The organism is Photorhabdus tasmaniensis, assembly GCF_011189505.1.
Classification (GTDB): Bacteria; Pseudomonadota; Gammaproteobacteria; order Enterobacterales; family Enterobacteriaceae; genus Photorhabdus; species Photorhabdus tasmaniensis.
In genome coordinates this window covers 26,419-45,385 of sequence record NZ_PUJU01000010.1, presented here as the reverse complement: position 1 = coordinate 45,385, position 18,967 = coordinate 26,419, and the positions used below count along the sequence as shown (strand labels likewise).

At 42.9% G+C, this 18,967-nt stretch carries 18 protein-coding genes; 4 read left to right on the top strand and 14 right to left on the bottom strand.

Translation table 11 applies throughout. From position 1 onward, the window contains the following. Positions 1 to 451: 451 nt before the first annotated feature. Positions 452 to 766 carry an IS66 family insertion sequence element accessory protein TnpB gene (gene tnpB / locus C5471_RS06450; protein ID WP_133816265.1) on the top strand — a complete coding sequence of 105 codons (315 nt, stop codon included), beginning with the start codon at positions 452 to 454 and terminating at the stop codon, positions 764 to 766. Positions 767 to 1,173: 407 nt separating this feature from the next. Continuing rightward, positions 1,174 to 1,662 (top strand): transcription/translation regulatory transformer protein RfaH, encoded by a 489-nt coding sequence (rfaH, locus tag C5471_RS06445; RefSeq protein WP_133816264.1) that lies wholly within the window; start codon positions 1,174 to 1,176, stop codon positions 1,660 to 1,662. A 49-nt stretch (positions 1,663 to 1,711) separates the two neighbouring features. On the opposite strand, the gene hemB is transcribed toward rfaH, so the two are convergent. From hemB to udp, 11 genes are all read right to left on the bottom strand, one after another. Then, positions 1,712 to 2,725, bottom strand: coding sequence for a porphobilinogen synthase (hemB, locus tag C5471_RS06440; protein ID WP_133816263.1), 1,014 nt, complete (start codon positions 2,723 to 2,725; stop codon positions 1,712 to 1,714). Positions 2,726 to 2,834: 109 nt separating this feature from the next. Then, on the bottom strand, positions 2,835 to 3,611 hold the full coding sequence (tatC, locus tag C5471_RS06435; RefSeq protein ID WP_133816262.1) for a Sec-independent protein translocase subunit TatC: 777 nt from the start codon (positions 3,609 to 3,611) through the stop codon (positions 2,835 to 2,837). 21 nt (positions 3,612 to 3,632) lie between these two features. Then, complete coding sequence (gene tatB, locus C5471_RS06430) at positions 3,633 to 4,076, bottom strand: Sec-independent protein translocase protein TatB (RefSeq protein ID WP_133816261.1); 444 nt, start codon at positions 4,074 to 4,076, stop codon at positions 3,633 to 3,635. Between the two features lie 3 nt (positions 4,077 to 4,079). Beyond that, positions 4,080 to 4,340 carry a Sec-independent protein translocase subunit TatA gene (gene tatA / locus C5471_RS06425; protein ID WP_133816260.1) on the bottom strand — a complete coding sequence of 87 codons (261 nt, stop codon included), beginning with the start codon at positions 4,338 to 4,340 and terminating at the stop codon, positions 4,080 to 4,082. A gap of 83 nt (positions 4,341 to 4,423) precedes the next feature. Beyond that, positions 4,424 to 6,064, bottom strand: coding sequence for a ubiquinone biosynthesis regulatory protein kinase UbiB (gene ubiB, locus C5471_RS06420; RefSeq protein ID WP_133816259.1), 1,641 nt, complete (start codon positions 6,062 to 6,064; stop codon positions 4,424 to 4,426). Beyond that, a complete protein-coding gene (gene ubiJ, locus C5471_RS06415; protein ID WP_133816258.1) occupies positions 6,051 to 6,701 on the bottom strand; it encodes a ubiquinone biosynthesis protein UbiJ in 651 nt (216 codons plus the stop codon). Before ubiJ ends, ubiB begins: the two co-directional genes overlap by 14 nt. Position 6,702: 1 nt before the next feature. Continuing rightward, entirely contained in the window at positions 6,703 to 7,458 is a 756-nt protein-coding gene (ubiE, locus tag C5471_RS06410; RefSeq protein WP_133816257.1) for a bifunctional demethylmenaquinone methyltransferase/2-methoxy-6-polyprenyl-1,4-benzoquinol methylase UbiE, read from the bottom strand. 72 nt (positions 7,459 to 7,530) lie between these two features. Next, positions 7,531 to 8,841, bottom strand: coding sequence for a DNA recombination protein RmuC (gene rmuC / locus C5471_RS06405; protein ID WP_387466608.1), 1,311 nt, complete (start codon positions 8,839 to 8,841; stop codon positions 7,531 to 7,533). A 150-nt stretch (positions 8,842 to 8,991) separates the two neighbouring features. Next, positions 8,992 to 9,522, bottom strand: coding sequence for a DedA family protein (locus tag C5471_RS06400; RefSeq protein ID WP_133816255.1), 531 nt, complete (start codon positions 9,520 to 9,522; stop codon positions 8,992 to 8,994). 74 nt (positions 9,523 to 9,596) lie between these two features. After that, complete coding sequence (locus C5471_RS06395; protein ID WP_133816254.1) at positions 9,597 to 10,379, bottom strand: tyrosine-protein phosphatase; 783 nt, start codon at positions 10,377 to 10,379, stop codon at positions 9,597 to 9,599. 93 nt (positions 10,380 to 10,472) lie between these two features. Then, positions 10,473 to 11,228 (bottom strand): uridine phosphorylase, encoded by a 756-nt coding sequence (gene udp / locus C5471_RS06390; RefSeq protein ID WP_133816253.1) that lies wholly within the window; start codon positions 11,226 to 11,228, stop codon positions 10,473 to 10,475. A 538-nt stretch (positions 11,229 to 11,766) separates the two neighbouring features. On the opposite strand from udp, the gene pcp reads away from it, so the two are divergent. Continuing rightward, positions 11,767 to 12,423: a pyroglutamyl-peptidase I gene (gene pcp / locus C5471_RS06385; protein ID WP_133816252.1), complete on the top strand. Its 657-nt coding sequence runs from the start codon at positions 11,767 to 11,769 to the stop codon at positions 12,421 to 12,423. 243 nt (positions 12,424 to 12,666) lie between these two features. Here pcp and C5471_RS06380 read toward each other — a convergent pair whose 3' ends face one another. Further along, positions 12,667 to 13,500: an intradiol ring-cleavage dioxygenase gene (locus tag C5471_RS06380; protein WP_133816251.1), complete on the bottom strand. Its 834-nt coding sequence runs from the start codon at positions 13,498 to 13,500 to the stop codon at positions 12,667 to 12,669. Positions 13,501 to 13,738: 238 nt separating this feature from the next. Then, the gene (metE, locus tag C5471_RS06375) at positions 13,739 to 16,015 is read right to left on the bottom strand and encodes a 5-methyltetrahydropteroyltriglutamate--homocysteine S-methyltransferase (RefSeq protein ID WP_133816250.1); all 2,277 of its coding nucleotides are present in this window, start codon (positions 16,013 to 16,015) and stop codon (positions 13,739 to 13,741) included. A 108-nt stretch (positions 16,016 to 16,123) separates the two neighbouring features. On the opposite strand from metE, the gene metR reads away from it, so the two are divergent. Beyond that, the gene (gene metR / locus C5471_RS06370) at positions 16,124 to 17,080 is read left to right on the top strand and encodes an HTH-type transcriptional regulator MetR (RefSeq protein WP_133816249.1); all 957 of its coding nucleotides are present in this window, start codon (positions 16,124 to 16,126) and stop codon (positions 17,078 to 17,080) included. A gap of 179 nt (positions 17,081 to 17,259) precedes the next feature. Here the strand turns inward: metR and C5471_RS06365 are convergent, their stop codons facing one another. After that, positions 17,260 to 18,909, bottom strand: coding sequence for a Na+/H+ antiporter (locus C5471_RS06365; protein WP_133816248.1), 1,650 nt, complete (start codon positions 18,907 to 18,909; stop codon positions 17,260 to 17,262). Positions 18,910 to 18,967 lie beyond the last annotated feature (58 nt).

The window sequence follows — 18,967 nt, the reverse complement described above, 5'->3', positions numbered from 1 at the left end:
ATAAATGCAACCTTTAAAAATAACCATTAATGGCATTTAATCGAAAATCATTAACCATTAATCCAAAGTTGAAAAGAAATCGCACGTAAAATAACATCACCCGAATAAACGGATATTAAAGCGCTTTCCCATCAGTTATTTAACAGCATCAGAAAAGATAAAAAGTGAATATAATCCGTGTTCGTTAAACATAAAACACGATATCCGATGATGATTAAACTTAACAAAAATCAGGTGTTAAAAGGGATGAAAACAACGGTTAAAACTTTATACTAATTAAATCCATCGAGTAAAAAAACGACTTCCGATAACAGGTTAACTGTCATAATCATTTAAAAACGCGAATACAGAGGTATTAAAATTTTTATATCAAGGAGGGATTTAACTCGATAAATGCAAATTTTCATAAGGGGAGTTAATTGTATTTAATTGAAAATAGTTAACCATTCCGATGCTAAAACCCGAATCGCTTTTTCTGGTGCGCGAACCCGTCGATATGCGCCGGGGCATTGATGCTCTGACCCAACACCTCGAAGGATTGAATTTGCGCTGGCAGGAGGAAGCGGCTTTCGTTTTCTGTAACAAGGCCCGCTCCCGCCTTAAGGTGTTGCGCTGGGACCGACACGGTGTCTGGCTGTGTACCTGCCGTCTGCACCGGGCCCATTTTGTCTGGTCGAAGCAGGGCGAGTGCAGCTGGGTGATGACCTCTGGGCTTCCAGCTCTTTTATGTGGCGTTGTTCAACCGTCATGGCCGAACCATTGGTGAAGTTCAGCATGGTACTGCTTTACCCATTTAGGCAGTAGGCTGGCATCAATAGCTAGACTGTATGCCACATCCATGGTTTTTTACAGAGCTCAAGAAAAATCTACGCACTTAACTGCTCTTTGGCATAACTCAACCAATTCGGATTACCTGAAAGTTTGCCATTACTCAGCAGAAATACTTCCATCTTTCTTTTCCTTATATTAATTGCAGACAGAATCACCAGCATTATATTGATCGCTTTGCCCGTGGCTTACCAGGATATTACTCACAGCTTTCTTACTAAGAAACGCAGTATCTACTCATAACAATAAATATCTATCATCAAACAATTATCACTGAGATAATTCCTGTAATGCCCTTTCCTATTTTGCTATGCTTAATAGTCATTGGATCAAGGTTAAATAAACATGGAAAACTGGTACCTCATCTACTGTAAGCGTGGGCAAATTTCACGAGCAATAGAAAATCTGGAACGACAGGATGTTGCCTGCCTGACGCCTATCGCGAAAATTGAAAAAATAACTCGCGGTAAACGTACTGTGAGTACAGAACCCCTTTTTCCTAATTACCTATTTGTTCAGTTTGACCCAGAAGTTATTCATACCACGACTATCAATTCAACACGCGGCGTTAGTCATTTTGTCCGTTTTGGTATACGTCCAGCTATTGTACCGGACGTTCTTATTAATGAAATTATGTCTGCAACAGAACAAGAATATGTATCACCAGATACTCCTGTAACCGGTGATACAGTATTAATCACAGACGGAATATTTGAAGGATTGCAGGCTATCTACAATGAGCCTGATGGAGAAACCCGCTCTATTTTATTACTGAATATTCTGAATAAACAATTACCTAAAGCGCTTGATAACAAACAGTTTGTGAAACTTTAACCAAACAAAAAACGGGTAGAATTCACATTCACCCGTTTTTAATCAAATATTAAAACCTCTGCTCATATAACTGTTGAGCAACCTGTTTTGCGAAATATGTCAGCACGCCATCCGCCCCTGCACGCTTGAAGCATAGCAAGGACTCCATAATGACTTGCTCCTGTAACCAACCATTCCGGATCGCAGCCATGTGCATGGCATATTCACCAGATACTTGATAAGCAAAGGTCGGTACACCAAAGGTGTCTTTTACCCGGCGGATCACATCCAGGTAAGGCATACCCGGTTTAACCATTACAGTATCAGCACCTTCCTGCAAATCCTGTGCAATCTCCTGCAATGCTTCATCACTGTTAGCCGGGTCCATCTGATAGGTTTTTTTATTCCCCCCTTTCAGATGGCTACTTGAACCGATCGCATCACGGAATGGGCCATAATAACCCGAAGCATACTTAGCAGAATAGGCCATAATCTGAGTATTTACATGACCTTCCGCTTCAAACAACTCGCGGATTGCACCAATACGTCCATCCATCATATCGCTCGGTGCAACAATCTCAGCCCCAGCCTCTGCATGTGACAGAGCCTGTTTGACCAAAATTTCTTTGGTTACATCGTTAATCACGTAACCATCTTGATCGATGATGCCATCCTGACCATGTGTAGTGAATGGATCTAATGCCACATCAGTCAACAATCCCAATTCAGGAACAACATTTTTCAGCGCACGAACTGTGCGTTGAACCAGCCCATTAGGACTATAAGCTTCCTTCGCATCCAAAGATTTTTTATCTGCTTCAATAACAGGGAACAGAGATAAAACAGGAATACCCAGTCGGGCAATCTCTTCAGCTTCTTTCAGCAAAAGATCCATTGTCAGACGATACACGCCTGGCATAGAGGGTACTTCTTGACGATGGTTAGTGCCTTCCATCACAAACACCGGATAGATTAAGTCGTTAACAGTTAATTGATTTTCAGCAACCAGACGACGGGAAAAATCATGACGGCGCACTCGCCGCATACGGCGATCAGGAAAAGTTCCTGGAAATACATAGCTCATATAGCTCTCCTAACTCAAACCCAGCGTATAGACGCTGGGTTAATTAATATGCTATCGCTTTGAGTTAATTATCTTAGCATTACAGAACAACATGTTAAGATCACTATTATCACTTTTCCCTATTTGCTTCTGATGTTTGCTCTTCTTCTGAACGATCTCCCAGCTTGCGCTGTCCGGTGTAAAAACGGGAAAGTAAAATCCCCAATTCAAACAGCAGATACATAGGAATAGCGAGTAAGGTTTGTGAGAAAACATCCGGCGGCGTCAATAACATGCCAACAACAAAAGCACCTACCAAAATATACGGCCGCTTTTTCTTCAGGGATTCGGGTGTAATTACCCCACTCCAGCACAACAAAATAATGGCAACCGGGACTTCAAAAGAGACGCCAAAGGCCATAAACAATGCCATGACAAAGCTCAGATAATTACTAATATCCGTTGCAATTAAAACCCCTACAGGCGCTGTCTTAGCAAAGAACCCAAAAGCAATCGGAAATACAACAAAGTAAGCAAATGCCATCCCCAAATAGAACAGCAGGCTACTGGAAACGAGCAGAGGGATCATCAAGCGACGTTCATGCTTATATAACGCGGGTGCAATAAATGCCCATACCTGATAGAGAACCATAGGTGCAGATACGAATATAGACACCATAATGGTCAGCTTTATTGGTGTAAAAAAGGGAGAGGCAACATCCGTCGCTATCATACTGGCACCTTGAGGCAATTGCTTAATCAAAGGTGCAGAGATCATCTGATAGATATCGTTAGAAAAATAGACCAACGCTAAAAAAACCACTAATACAGTAAGTAAACTGTTTAGAATTCGCTTACGCAGTTCAATAAGGTGACTGATAAGTGGTTGAGTATCATCAACAGCCATGTTTTCGTGTTCACCATTAACTTAATCAGAAGTTTTTTTCTTCGTTTCAGAAACCGCTTTATCATCCACCGGAGAAGATGATATGGGCGAAGCCACAATCTGAGATGCTGCCGGCTTTTGAGCCACCTGATCTGTTTCTAATGCTGTCATATTCCCTGCATCAGGTTCATTTTGGTAGGCCTTTTTCAAAGACTCAGCCGCTTCTTTTAGCTCATCCATCGAAGCTTTTAATTCCGGGGATAAATTCTGTAACCCCGCTTCTTCTTCGACTTTTTTCAAGCTTTCCTGGAGCTCTTGTAATTTCAGCTCCTGAGCAAGCTCATTTTGGACGTTAGCAGCTAAAGAGCGCAATGCTCTGATCCAGCCGGCAACCGTCTTAACTGCCACAGGTAACCGTTCTGGCCCCAGAACCACCAAGCCAATGACCATAACCAACAGCAGTTCACTAAAACCAATGTCAAACACGGTTTATACCTGCTCTTTGTTTTTGCTCTCAGATGATTCAGATTGAGCTGCTGATTGCTTTTCAGCAATATTTTTAGTCTCAAAATCAGCATCATTACTGGTTTTCTGAGCTTGCTGAGACGGATTATCATCCCCTATCGCTTTTTTAAAACCTTTAATAGATGCTCCCAGATCAGACCCCAGAGTACGGAGTTTGTTTGTGCCGAATAACAGTACTACGATGACAGCAATGATGAGTAATTGCCAAATACTTATACCGCCCATTCTGGTTTACCTCTTTAACAGGGATTATCATTGATAGCTCATTATACGACGAACTATATATTCGAAAATACCGAAGACAAATTTTACTTTGTTTTACTTAACTGGCACCAGCCAAACAGCCATGAGGCGACACCCGCGCCCATAAACAACCAAGGAATATCGACTAAGCCAGACAACAAAAACAAACTCCCACAAAGAAACAATGTCGCACCAACACCGAGCAAATACTGCGACTGTCGCTGTTTTGTCTGCTGCCCTTTTAACTGATCTGATAGCTTCTCAATATTGGCTTGCAAATGTTTATGCTGTTGAAGACTGTCATACACTAATTCAGGGAGTTCCGGCAACTTTTCTGCCCAATAAGGCGCTTTTTCTTTCAACGCCCGAATAATAGCCGGCAATCCAACCTGGCTATGTAACCACTCCTCCAGAAATGGTTTTGCTGTTTTCCACAAATCAAGTTGTGGATAGAGCTGTCGTCCTAACCCTTCTACATACAAAAGCGTTTTTTGTAGAAGCACTAACTGAGGCTGCACTGCCATATTAAAACGGCGGGCAGTATTAAATAGATTCAGAAGAACATGACCAAATGAAATTTCCGCCAGTGGCTTCTCAAATATTGGCTCACAGACTGTACGGATTGCAAATTCGAAGTCTTCAACATTAGTATCACTGGGAACCCAACCTGAATCCACATGAAGTTCGGCAACTTTTCGGTAATCACGATTAAAGAAAGCGATAAAATTTTCCGCCAGATAACGTTTATCATCTTTGTTAAGCGAACCAACAATGCCGTAATCAATGCCAATATAAAACGGATCTTCAGGATGTTCATAGCTGATAAAAATATTTCCCGGATGCATATCCGCATGGAAGAAACTGTCACGAAAGACTTGAGTAAAAAAGACCTGTACTCCCCGCTCAGCCAGCAATTTCATATTGGTATTCTGCGCTTCCAGTGCTTCAATATCAGAAACCGGAATACCATAAACCCGTTCCATCACCAACACATTTTCACGACAATAATCAGAATAAATTTCCGGTACATAAAGCATTGAGCTATTTTCGAAATTACGGCGAAGCTGAATTGCATTAGCGGCTTCACGCAGTAAATTCAGCTCATCAATCAACGTCTTTTCGTATTCCCGCACTACTTCACGAGGGCGTAAGCGACGTCCATCAGGTAACAGCATAGGTACCCAATTAGCCAGGCGGTACATTAACCGAATATCCGCTTTGATAATCGGCAGAATATCAGGACGGATAACTTTGATAACAATTTCCTGACCATTCTCTTTTAACCGGGCAGTATGTACCTGTGCAATTGAAGCAGAGGCCAAAGCTACAGGTTCAAAATTATCAAACCAGGTTTCCAGCGTCCCCCCCAAAGAGGCTTCAATATATTGACGAGCCAGAGCACCGTCGAAAGAGGCAACCCGGTCCTGCAACAATGCCAGTTGATCAGCTACTGCCGGAGGAAAAAGATCACGCCGTGTTGAAAGCATCTGTCCAAATTTGATCCAGACAGGCCCTAGCTCTTGTAAGGCAAGTCGCAGCCTCTCCCCAAGCGGTTTATCTTTATGTCTATTCGGGATCCAAAACAACAAATAACGCCCAAAACGAAGAGGCCAAGTTAAGCGAATTCGAGGAATCAGCTCATCCAATCCGTAAGAAAGAAAAACCCGTATGATCAAATAAAGACGCCTTAATTCACCTGGAGTCATATTTTTCCTCTAATACTGCCAATCGTTGTTCTATTTGATTGATATCTTTGGTCAACACGCTGACTTCTTCACTGAAATAAGCCACTTCAAGCGCATTTGGTGCCAGTTGCCACTCTTCGGTTAATGTTTCCACCAGATAATTTTTCTGACATGTTATTGAACCGGAAACAAACTGAAATCCTTTTTTAATAGCCTGGCTGATACCTTCAGCAGCGATATCCCCGAAATAAGGGGAAAGATAATGGGCCAAATCCCATTCAACCATATCCAACAAAGCAGACCATTGCTGAATAACCTGCATATCCCCTTCAATAACCATTTCACCGCTATTGAGCAACCTGGAAATTTGTTGGCGATCCCGTAGCTTAAGCAAAGCAGCAAAGTTAGTTTTAACCGTGCAATCGGCAGTTCCAGCCCATTGACTCAATACATCCACTTGTTTTTCACTGAATACTAATGTGAGTGGTGTATTCATTTCTTGCAGTTCAATCGACAAAACTTTGCCCACCAGCCGCATACGGGCAGGTCTTAATACAGGTTCGCGGTACAACAGGTGATTCAATGATCTTTCCATCACTGCGGTTAAGACCGGCATAAGTGTGGAATTAATAGCTGTACTCAGTGATGGTCTTTCCATCTCAGAATTTAAAACCTCTGTGTAGTGCAACAATGCCGCCGGTCATATTGGTATAAGTTACCTGTTCAAAACCCGCATTTTCCATCATGGTTTTAAGTGTTTCCTGATCAGGATGCATACGGATGGATTCCGCCAGGTAACGATAACTGTTAGCATCTTGCACAAAAACCTGACCAATTTTTGGCAGTACATGGAAAGAGTATGTATCATAAGCTTTGCTTAATGGTGCGAGCAACGGTTTAGAGAACTCAAGCACCAATAAGCGCCCGCCCGGTTTCAAAACCCGAAACATAGAACGCAGGGCTTTTTCTTTTTCAGTGACATTACGCAAACCGAAAGAAATAGTGATGCAATTAAAATAGTTATCAGGGAAAGGCAACGCTTCCGCATTAGCCTGCACATAGCTGACATTACCAACAATACCGGTATCACGTAATTTCTCACGCCCAATCTTCAACATAGACTCATTGATATCAGCAAGAACAACGTCACCCTTTTCACCCACTATACGGGAAAACTTGGCGGCCAGATCTCCGGTACCGCCAGCTAAATCAAGGACTCTCTGGCCTCGGCGAACACCACTGGCATTAATAGCCATACGTTTCCAAATACGATGAATGCCAAACGACATTAAATCATTCATTAAATCGTATTTTGCCGCAACGGAATGAAATACTTCGGCTACCATACCTTCTTTTTCATCTTTGGCTACGGTGCGAAAACCAAAATGTGTGGTTTGTTTCGTTTGGTCTACCATGTTATCTGCCCGTTTTTTATTCAAACTGTTATAAAAGTGTATCAGCCTTTCAGATAAAACCCTATCCTGGCGTTAATCATTAGCACAGGATGGTTGGTTGGCCTTATTAGCCAATTCAGGATCAATAGAACGTTTCACTTCAACCCCTAACTTACGAAACCCCTCAGCCTGGCTTATCAAATTACCACGCCCCTCTGTGAGCTTGTTCATTGCCAACCGATAATTAACTTGGGCTTTATCCAGGCTTTGCCCTAAGCCTTGCATATCATCAACAAACAAACGCATCTTATCGTACATACGTGATGCTTTATCCGCGATTAAACGCGCATTCTGGCTTTGATATTCATAGCGCCACAAGTTATTGATAGTACGCACAGCAACTAACAATGTTGATGGGCTAACCAGCATAATATTGTGTTTAAGTGCCTCATCAAGCAGCTCAGGTGCCCTATTGAGTGCAACCAAATAAGCAGGTTCAACCGGAATAAACATCAGTACATAATCCAGCGATTTCAACCCAGGCAACTGCTGGTAATCTTTGCGGCTCAAACCACGGATATGACCTTTAATTGAGCTGATATGCTCTTGAAGGGCTGATTCCCGCTGGTGTTGATCTTCACTATTAAAATAACGCTCATAAGCGACCAGCGACATTTTGGCATCAATCACCACATCTTTCCCTTGCGGCAAATGAACAATAACATCGGGTTGGAAGCGGCTGTTACTCTCTGCCTTAATATTCACCTGAGTACGAAATTCATGTCCTTCCCGTAAACCAGAAGCTTCCAGAATGCGAGCCAGCACCACTTCCCCCCAATCTCCCTGAATTTTGTTGTCACCTTTAAGTGCATTGGTCAGATTGACTGCTTCTTTCGCCATTTGAACGTTCAGTTGCTGCAAGTTACGGATTTCATGTGCAAGAGTATGCCGTTCACGGGCTTCCTGACCAAAACTCTCCTGTACCTGACGGCGAAAACCATCAAGTTGTTCACGGAATGGAGCCAGAAGACTATTGAGACTCTGCCGGTTTTGTTCGTCAGTACGACGACCTGTTTGTTCAAAAATACGGTTAGCCAGGTTTTCAAATTGGGTATTCAGGCGTAGTTCACTGTTGATCAATAACCGCTGTTTCTCTTCAGCAGCAAGACGGCTCTCTTCCAGACGTGTAGTCACTTCGCGCAACTCAGATTCTTGCACGTTATTGATTTCTCTCTGAGCCCGTAATTCTTGGTTCAATTGCTCACATTCAACCCGCCAGTAAACAGACTGCTCAAGTTTTTCATTAGCAACGGCAAGCTGACTGCTCAGTTCCCGTAACTCCAATTCTTGCTGCTGAATACGTTGATGAATGGAGAGCCAGACAAGAGCCCCACCGCTCAACAGGCCACCAAGAACGCCAATCAACGTATATAACAACTGGATATCCACCTGTATTTCCTCTGTTACATTCTTCGACCAGCTAAGTTAAATTAACACTGTATAGATGTCCATGTTGATTTACACAAGTGACTCAGTCTGCGAAGCCGCTCTCAATTAACTTATCCATTGAGCTAACCATTGCAAACCAAAAGCGCCCGGAGCTAATACCCCAAAAGACCAGATAAGTGCGGAACAGATATTGGCAATCTGGAAGTACCGCAACGGCATGGTACAAATACCTGCCACCAATGGCACAATTGCACGGAATGGCCCAAAAAACCGACCAAGGAAAATGCTCCAAATGCCCCATCGCTCAAAGAAATTATGCGCTCGTGTCAGCAATTGTGGTTTACGGGAAATCGGCCAGATTTTACCAACATCACCTTTAAAATGCGCACCGGCGATATAGGATACCCAATCGCCTAAAAAGGCTCCTATCGCCGCAGCCAACCAGATTGGCCAGAAATTAAGGCCACTTTCACCTATTAATGCACCTAATCCAAGCAGTATGATCGTTGCAGGCAATAACAAGGAGAAAAAAGCCAGAGATTCACCAAAAGCAAGTAAGAAAACAATCGGCATGATCCAGGTATCGTGTGCTTTAACAAAAGCGATTACCAACTCAACTATTTCATGAAGACTCAAATTCAAATTCCTGTATTGATTAATACCACATTCAATTTAACCACTGTTGTATTAACCAGAATTAAACCAACTTCTTATTCAAGGAAATAACCTTGTAATTTCTGACGGGCAGAAAAATCAAGGCCAAGATCTTTCTCCAACCATACATTTACACTGCCATAATTCTGGTTAATACTACCTAGTGCTGCTATTAAAAATTCTTCTCTGACAGAATAGACATAAGCGAATTTCTCAACCATATCATCACTCATGGTTTTCGCGTGTTCATTTAACAAATACTCACGGTAAGGTGCCAACGTGGTGTTCGTCACCAAATAATCTTCCATTACTGTATCTAAATCGGCTCCAAGTGCAAACAATACCAAGGCAGAGCCCACACCCGTTCTGTCTTTACCTACCGCACAATGTTGTACTATCCCACCCTTTTCCGGTTGTTGCAGCAATTTAACTAATAGCTTATAGGCCGCATTTTTCAAAGGCAGTAATTTATAAAGACGGAACATAAATGACTGCGGATTAAATTGTTCCAACATCTCTGATGTCAATTTTTCCAGATTCGCATTCACCTCCTTGGATAATGGATTGGCAGGAGCATGGTGATAATCAGCCCCATGCCATACCTGATCAGGTTTATCTTCTATTTCACCTATGTCACGATAATCTATGATTTGAAAGAGGTTTTTATTTGTCAGGAAAGATTGGTCTTTTTCTGTTAAACGATCCAAAGCACCAGAGCGAAAAAGTAAACCTGATTTAATTTTCCCACCACTGGCTACCGTTTTACCCCCTAAATCACGAAAATTAATCCCGCCATGGAGGGGAAGTACTGATGGGTGCAATAAAGATGTAGTTATCATGATGACTCTTAATTAGTTGTAAATTTTAAAACATTAACAGATTTCTGTTTAAAAGAAGAGTGAGCCGGAATATTCCGGCCCAACAAGTATTATTTACAACAAACGACGAGCCGCTTCGACCACGATCCCTAATGCGTTACTTTCTGTTTTCTTAAGTAGCTCAACATCAGGAATTTCCTGCTGAGTACGGTTAACGATGACACCGGCAACCATACCTGCACGCAGCCCCTGGCTTGCACACATAGTCAACAAAGTTGCAGATTCCATTTCATAGTTCATGACCCCCATCGCCTGCCATTCAGCCATTGAGCCTTTAAAACGGCTCACAACACGGCCAGAATAGGTATCGTAGCGTTCCTGACCAGGATAGAAAGTATCGGAAGAAGCGGTTACACCCACATGTGTCGTTGCACCGCAATCTTTTGCTGCTTCATACAGTGCAGTCGTACAGTCAAAATCGGCAACCGCCGGGAATTCCATCGGAGCAAAATGCAAGCTGGCGCCATCCAAACGAACAGCAGCCGTGGTTACCAGCACATCCCCAACATTGATATTTTCCTGGATTGCCCCTGTTGTCCCGATACGTAAGAAAGTACGAACCCCCAATTGTGCTAATTCTTCAACAGCAATGGATGTTGATGGGCCACCAATGCCCGTGGAGCATACAATAACTGCTTTACCATCAATTTCTGCGCGCCACGACGTGAATTCACGCAAAGAAGCAAGATAAACTGGGTTATCCATCAATCTTGCAATTTTTTCCACACGTTTCGGATCTCCCGGAACAATAGCTAAAGTCGCGCCTTGCAGGTCGTTTTTGGTCAGACCTAAGTGAAATACATCAGACATATTAGACTCCTCAAAGGGAAGAATTTATAACGAAATGGGTTGAAATCTACTGTATTGAGCATTTAGACATCTTTTAGTGATAAATATCACTTCGAAGTAAGATAAAAAAGAAAAACGTACATTATTTTGCGATGTAAGTCACAAAATAATCGTAAAATGAGTAAAAATAAGCGAACTATTACAAAGAAAAAAATTAACACATGCCTAAATAGTAATCACAAACTCAAAAATAAAGAACCCGGCGTTCTCTTTCTGCCATAAGCTAAACTGAATACGCTCGTATATGGAATAAATAGCCAATTATTAGTCGAATCCGCCATTTTCACGGTAAATTTTCCTATGAAAAACATATTTAAAAATAAAATTCATTTTACTCCGTAATTAATAAGGAAATTTTATTTATTATCTTTCACCATATTCTCTTTATTTTTCAACAAAAATAAAACAATTACCAAATATAAATATCACCGTCACCCTTTAATAGGATACATATTGTTTAAACATATTAGAACCTTTCCATCATACAGGAATACTACCTATGACAAGACAGAAAACCGTTTTAATTACAGGTTTTGAGCCTTTCGACAATGAAACGATTAATCCATCATGGGAAGCAGTCAAGCAGTTGCAAGGGCGCACATTGTGTGGAGCGCGTATAGAAGCACGCCAGCTTCCATGCGTATTCGATGTCTCCCTAACTTACTTATATGCGGCTATTAATGATGTCCAACCTGATCTGGTGATTGCCATGGGACAGGCGGGTGGTAGAGCTGATATCACCGTGGAGCGCGTGGCAATTAATATCAACGATGCACTTATTCCTGATAATCAAGGTAACCAGCCTATTAATACGCCGATCGTAGCAACCGGTCCCGCCGCTTATTTTGCTACGTTACCGCTCAATGCAATGGTCAAAGGTTTACATGAAGCAGGTGTCCCAGCTTCAATTTCACAGACCGCAGGTACTTTCGTCTGTAATCATGTCATGTATGGCTTGCTGCATTATCTGACGAACACCAATCCTGAAATACGCGGTGGTTTTATCCATATCCCTTATCTGCCTGAGCAGGCAGTACGGTTCTCTGGCTCACCGAGTATGGCACTGGAAACAGTAATAACAGCACTGGAAATCGCCATCAATGAAGCATTAAAAAACAGTGAGGATATCGTCATCAGTGGAGGTACCACTCATTGATTTAATATTCTGCTCGCGCAGTTAAACACTTTCCACAAAAGTGACAGGCACAGAGAAATACGATCTATTGGATAATATTAACCAAACAGTAAAGATAATCCTCTCTGTGCCTGCACAATGTCCGTATGTAACTATCAAGCACCTGATATTCTTTTAAATTATTAATCAATATGCCATTTACATAGGTTACTTTATAATTTCGACTGTTATTATATTGAAATTTAGTTTATTCAACAAAACTTGTCATACCGTATGGGAATATAGATCATCTTTAGTTATGAAATTGGATATATTCTCCAAGTCTACTGACAGAATTATTTCACCCAAGATCCCACGATTAATATCAGATTCGTCTATTTTTGTTACTTTTATTTCTGAAAGATGACCATTCATATTTTTGAAATACTCGTCCTCATGATTTTTTGTTCTGATTACCCTCCGTTTTGAATACAAATCATATTGATAAACCTCTGTATTGATCTTTTCAGGAAAGTACATTTGACCAACAAAGGCAAAATGTTCTTCTTCATTTATATCTTTGCTAATCTGTCTAATTGCAATATGAATGTGAGTTGCTCTACCAACATAAAATCCTGGATAAATAGTGGTGAAATTGACCACGCCACTTTTATCCGATTGTTGAGCCCCTCTTAGAAAAACTTTATCATCAGTTCTGTTGATACCCGATATTTCACCGGCATTAGGTGGTATATCAGGACTTATATAACTCCAACCAGAATATTTTCCCCGACTATTGCAGTGCCAAATATCAACAAATAATTTATCAACCGGCTTACATGTTTTCTGATCCAGAATAGTCACTTTCAATAAAAAAGGTATTCCTGCTTCTGAATCGGTAATATCCCGTCTTACAATTTTACTATTTCGAAAATATGGCCCTGATATCTGCTCGGGTGCAAGCGTACATACACCAATGCCATTCTGTGGCGATAATTTTCCTTCTGCACGGGACAAGCCAATTGGAGCAAGCGCGGCTGTAGCCGTGATAGCAGCGCTATTTTTTAGAAAATTTCTTCGAGAGCTACTTTTCTTACCTTGCAAATTATTAACATCCATATAATTCTCCCTTTAATTATTTAGTTTCTATTACAATGCTTCCAGTTATCATCTTGTTACGGCACGGGTATTTTGTTAATAAAACGTATTTTTTCCAATATCAATATGGAATATATATATAAGTTACAAAAAATTTGATTACAAAGGAGGCACCATTAGGCGACAAACACTTCAGAGAAAGATTATTTATGAAAAAGCCCATCACCAATAAAGGTGATGGGCAAATTACTAGATTGAGTTATTTTACTGATTCGCGGAGACGTTTCGCCGCCTGTACCATGTTTGCCAGTGACTGACGGGTTTCAGTCCAGCCTCGGGTTTTCAGGCCGCAATCCGGGTTAACCCACAAACGTTCAACCGGAATACGATCAGCCGCTTTACGTAACAATGCTTCAATCCATTCAACACTGGGTACGTTAGGTGAATGAATATCATAAACACCTGGCCCGATCTCATTCGGATAAGAGAAATTTTCAAATGAATCCAGCAACTCCATATCTGAACGGGAAGTTTCAATGGTGATCACGTCCGCATCCAGTGCCGCAATGGAAGGCATGATGTCATTAAACTCGCAATAACACATATGAGTGTGAATCTGTGTGTCATCTTCGGCAATTGCTGCACTCAATTTAAATGCATCTACAGCCCAATCAAGATATGCCTGCCACTCTTCGCGGCGCAGTGGTAAACCTTCACGCAATGCCGGCTCATCAATCTGGATGATACCAATGCCGGCTTTCTGCAAATCGTCCACTTCATCACGCAGTGCCAATGCAATCTGTTTAGCGATAGTCTCACGGCTGACATCTTCCCTTGGGAATGACCAGCAGAGGATCGTCACCGGCCCGGTTAACATCCCTTTGACCGGTTTATCCGTCAGCGATTGAGCATATTTAGCCCACTCTACCGTGATAGCTTCAGGGCGGCTGATATCACTAATAATCACCGGTGGCTTAACACAACGGGAGCCATAACTCTGAACCCAGCCATTCTGCGTAAAGACAAAGCCGTCAAAGTGTTCACCGAAGTATTCCACCATGTCGTTACGTTCAGCTTCACCATGAACCAATACATCCAACCCTAAACGTTCCTGTTCATTGATTGCCTGCTTGATATGTTCACAAATGTTGGTGCGATAGCTGGCACCATCTACCCGGCCTTTTTTGAAATCCAGACGCAAGCCGCGGATTTCCGTGGTTTGCGGGAATGATCCAATCGTTGTTGTTGGCCACAATGGCAGGTTATAGCGCTGACGCTGTACCTCCGCACGCTGTGGATAGGGTTGATTACGTTCACTATCCTGTGGCTCAATAGCGGCAAGACGATGAGTAACAGTCTGATTATTCACCCGCTTAGATTCACGGCGGGCACGGATTGGTGCACTGTAAGCATCCAACTCTGCTTGTTTACTGCCTTCTGGCTGATTCAACGCCGCAGCCAGCAGAGCCAATTCCTCACATTTCTGCAAGGCGAACGCAAACCAGCTTTTCACCTCTGCATCAAGAGCTGTTTCATTATTCAGATCGATAGGGCTGTGCAGAAGAGAACAAGATGAACCAATCCACAGTGTACGACTCTCTACCAGTGGTTTAATCAACTGATATTTAGCAGTTAAATCAGCACGCCATACGTTACGGCCATTAATTACACCCAGGGAAAGCAGCCACTCTTTTGGTAGTGACTCATGCAGCTGCGCAACATCATCTTTACCGGCAACCAGGTCCACATGCAACCCCTGTACAGGCAGAGATTTAATGATCTCCAGGTTGTGACCAATGCTATCGAAGTAGGTAGTCAGCAACAATTTAACCTGCCCCTGAAGTGCCTGATAAGCAACCGGATAAGCTGCCAGCCACTCTTGCGGCAATTCTAGCACCAGAGCAGGTTCATCAATCTGAACCCATTCAATACCACGTCTAGCTAACTCAGCTAACACTTGCTGATAAACAGGAAGAATATCTTTCAGTAAAGAGAGGCGATCAAACACCTGACCTTTCACTTTACCCAACCACAGGTAAGTCACCGGTCCCAGTAAAACGGGTTTCACTTTATGACCCAGAGCCAAAGCCTCATCCACTTCTTCCAGTAACTGAGTCCAACTCAGTTTAAATTCCTGGCCTTGCTGAAATTCCGGCACAATATAATGGTAGTTAGTATTAAACCATTTAGTCATTTCTGCGGCAGCGGCAGGCTCACCAGTCGGTGCACGACCGCGGGCAATGCGGAATAGTGTATCCAGATCAATAATGCCATCTGCATTCTGATGACGCGGTGGTACATTACCCAGCAATAAGCTGGTGGTCAGAACATGATCATACCAGGCGAAATCACCAACCGGCACTAAATCAACACCAGCCTGCTTCTGTTGTTCCCAGTGACGGGCACGTAACTCACGGCCAGTTTCCAATAATTCTTGCTGAGAAATTTTCCCTGCCCAATAATTTTCCTGAGCCTTTTTTAATTCTCTTTTCAAACCGATACGTGGAAAGCCAAGTGTGTGATTAATAATCGTCATTTCATTATCCCGTCATTTTTAGCCGTCTAGATGTTTACACATCCATAATCAACAGGTAAGGTATAAACCACAAGCGCAATTTATTCATTATCATCCTGAAGGTTTCTCATGATCGAAATAAAACATTTAAAAACATTACAATCATTGAGTCATTGTGGTTCATTAGCAGCAGCGGCCAATCACTTGCATCAGACACAATCCGCCTTGTCTCATCAATTCAGTGATCTTGAACACCGCCTTGGCTTTCGATTGTTTATCCGTAAAAGTCAACCACTTCGTTTCACACCACAGGGTGAAGTTTTATTACGGTTGGCAGAACAAGTTCTCCCACTGGTCCAAAACGCACTGCGCGAATGCAAAGAGCCGGGCCAGACCAATTTGCGTATCGCTATTGAATGCCATAGTTGTATTCAATGGCTAACACCCGCACTCAAGAATTTCCGTGAAACCTGGCCACAGGTCAATGTGGATTTCAAATCCGGCGTCACTTTTGATCCACAGCCTGCACTACTGAAACGGGAATTAGATGTCGTTCTGACATCAGATATCCTTCCTGATAGCGATCTGTACTACACGCCGCTATTTGATTATGAGGTCAAATTGATTGTTGCCCCAGATCATCCTCTGGCAAATAAGCTGCACATTCAGCCAAAGGATTTAATTGATGAGACGTTGATGATCTATCCCGTTCAGCGCCAACGATTTGATATTTGGCGACGTTTCTTGCAACCCGCTGGTGTCATCCCCACCCTGAAAAATGTGGATAACACGCTGTTACTGATTCAAATGGTCGCTGCCCGTATGGGGATCGCCGCTCTGCCACACTGGGTTGTTGAAACATTTGAACGGCAAGGATTAGTGGTAACGAAAACGCTGGGAGAAGGTTTATGGAGCAGATTGTATGCTGCCGTCCGTGAAGGTGAACAACGCCAGCCTGAGATTAACGCATTTATCCATTCCGCACGCCAGCACGCGATGGATAATCTGCCATTCGTGAAGGGAATTGCGAGATCAAGCGTTGATGACGCTATAACAACGCAACAAGCAAACCTCCTCCAATGGTAAATTTATCCCCCATCCCACCGGAACCAAGATATTATTCATCATTGCCAAGGTTCCGGTGGGAAAACCAACACCGACAAACCAAGCAAATGGGCTATCAGCCTGACAGGTGAGATATCCACCAATCAGGTTGAATGGCACAATCGGCAAGATTGTAGTGACAGCCCGTGAATCACAGGGTATCAGTGCTCTTTCTCTACCAGTAAAGCCTCCAGTAAATCCAAATCATGCAACAAAGTCTGAAGAGTCTCATTGTTGATTTTTCTGGTTGCGCGCAGATGATATAACTCACCGCGTTCTGCTCTTAACGCAGTCAGACGGAAACGACGCTCCAAATCTTCCACCAGCAGGTTATGTTCTATCTCATCCTGCCCCACCGTACGGCGACGCAAATGACCAATTACCCTGGAAGCAACTTCGGTAATAACCTCAGCATCCAATTGCTCTTCTGGGCTGACAGAAAGGCGTTCTTCCATCTTATTCATACTGACAATAGCCACTTCTGCCATTGCTGCCCGCGCCATTCGCACTTCACTGATATTTGCCTGTTTATCGGAAGCTTGAATTCCCCGTAACAGGAATGGCAAAGAGATAACCCCAATTAACAGAGAAAACAGGATGACACCTGCCGCAATAAAGATAAGCTGATAACGAGCTGGGAATGGCGTACCATCAGTCAGGAACAAAGGAACAGACAGAACACCAGCGAGTGTGATTGCCCCACGAACACCAGCAAAAGACGCCAACCATAACTCACGGGTGGTATAACTAGCGAAATCCAGTGGATTTTTTTTCATAAAGGTTTTGCTGATATTCTTCATCAACCACAACCAACAAAAACGCAGCAGTAAAAGCGCAACATAAATCACAGCTACCGCAGCAAATAGCATCCAGGTTTCAACGGTTGGATCAAGCTCTGCCTGTACAACGGAAGTTTGCCAGATCCCCGGTAATTGCAGGCCCAACATGATAAATACCAAGCCGTTAAACACAAACTCCAGCATTGACCAGACACTATCGGCCCGCAAACGCATCGCCAACGGCGCGTTACGGATAACGCCAGATTTACTGATAGTCATACCCGCAGCGACGGCGGCAAGGATACCGGAAACACCAATATGTTCGGCAATCAAATAAGAAGCAAAGGGCAGCAGCAGCATGAAAACAATTTGAGTCGCCGGATCGCCACCACTCCAGCTGTTCATCAAACGCAGGGATTTACTGTACAACCAAGTCACCGCAATACCCGATAACAAACCGCCGATGGCAACTTTGAAGAATTCGATAGTTGCGCCGGTAACAGTAAATACCATCGTTCCCATCGCTATCGCGACAGCGAACTTTAAGGCCACCAGACCGGAAGCATCATTCATTAACGCTTCCCCTTCCATCACACTCATCATGCGCTTAGGCATACGCCCTTTTCCGACAATGGATGATAAAGCCACCGCATCCGTTGGCGATAGCACAGCGGCAAGGGCAAAGGCAGCAATTAATGGAATGCCTGGCATCAGCCAGTAAATTAGATAACCAATACCGATAACAGTCACCAGCACCAATACCAGCATCAGTATAAAAATTTCCCTTCCGTAGTGGAAAAACTCTCTGGTTGGCGTTTTCCAACCATCAACGAATAACAAAGGAGGGATTAACAGGACAAGAAACAGCTCAGGATCGAAAGTAACATGTAAGCCAAAATGCGGAAAGGCCAGCAATGCACCCATTGCAATTTGCACTAACGGCAGAGGCATACGTAATGGAATCACCTTAGTCAGAACGCCAGAGACTGAAACCACCAAAATCAAAATCAGAATAGTAAAGAATATTTCCATGTTGCCCTTACAATTTACCTGAAAACCGTTGATATACAGATTGAGACTTTTTTCTTCC

Coding starts and splice junctions, on each gene's coding strand:
- tnpB (WP_133816265.1), top strand. CDS start 452: ATGCTAAAACCCGAATCGCTTTTTCTGGTGCGCGAACCCGTCGATATG.
- rfaH (WP_133816264.1), top strand. CDS start 1,174: ATGGAAAACTGGTACCTCATCTACTGTAAGCGTGGGCAAATTTCACGA.
- hemB (WP_133816263.1), bottom strand. CDS start 2,725: ATGAGCTATGTATTTCCAGGAACTTTTCCTGATCGCCGTATGCGGCGA.
- tatC (WP_133816262.1), bottom strand. CDS start 3,611: ATGGCTGTTGATGATACTCAACCACTTATCAGTCACCTTATTGAACTG.
- tatA (WP_133816260.1), bottom strand. CDS start 4,340: ATGGGCGGTATAAGTATTTGGCAATTACTCATCATTGCTGTCATCGTA.
- ubiB (WP_133816259.1), bottom strand. CDS start 6,064: ATGACTCCAGGTGAATTAAGGCGTCTTTATTTGATCATACGGGTTTTT.
- ubiJ (WP_133816258.1), bottom strand. CDS start 6,701: ATGGAAAGACCATCACTGAGTACAGCTATTAATTCCACACTTATGCCG.
- ubiE (WP_133816257.1), bottom strand. CDS start 7,458: ATGGTAGACCAAACGAAACAAACCACACATTTTGGTTTTCGCACCGTA.
- C5471_RS06395 (WP_133816254.1), bottom strand. CDS start 10,379: ATGATAACTACATCTTTATTGCACCCATCAGTACTTCCCCTCCATGGC.
- udp (WP_133816253.1), bottom strand. CDS start 11,228: ATGTCTGATGTATTTCACTTAGGTCTGACCAAAAACGACCTGCAAGGC.
- pcp (WP_133816252.1), top strand. CDS start 11,767: ATGACAAGACAGAAAACCGTTTTAATTACAGGTTTTGAGCCTTTCGAC.
- C5471_RS06380 (WP_133816251.1), bottom strand. CDS start 13,500: ATGGATGTTAATAATTTGCAAGGTAAGAAAAGTAGCTCTCGAAGAAAT.
- metE (WP_133816250.1), bottom strand. CDS start 16,015: ATGACGATTATTAATCACACACTTGGCTTTCCACGTATCGGTTTGAAA.
- metR (WP_133816249.1), top strand. CDS start 16,124: ATGATCGAAATAAAACATTTAAAAACATTACAATCATTGAGTCATTGT.
- C5471_RS06365 (WP_133816248.1), bottom strand. CDS start 18,909: ATGGAAATATTCTTTACTATTCTGATTTTGATTTTGGTGGTTTCAGTC.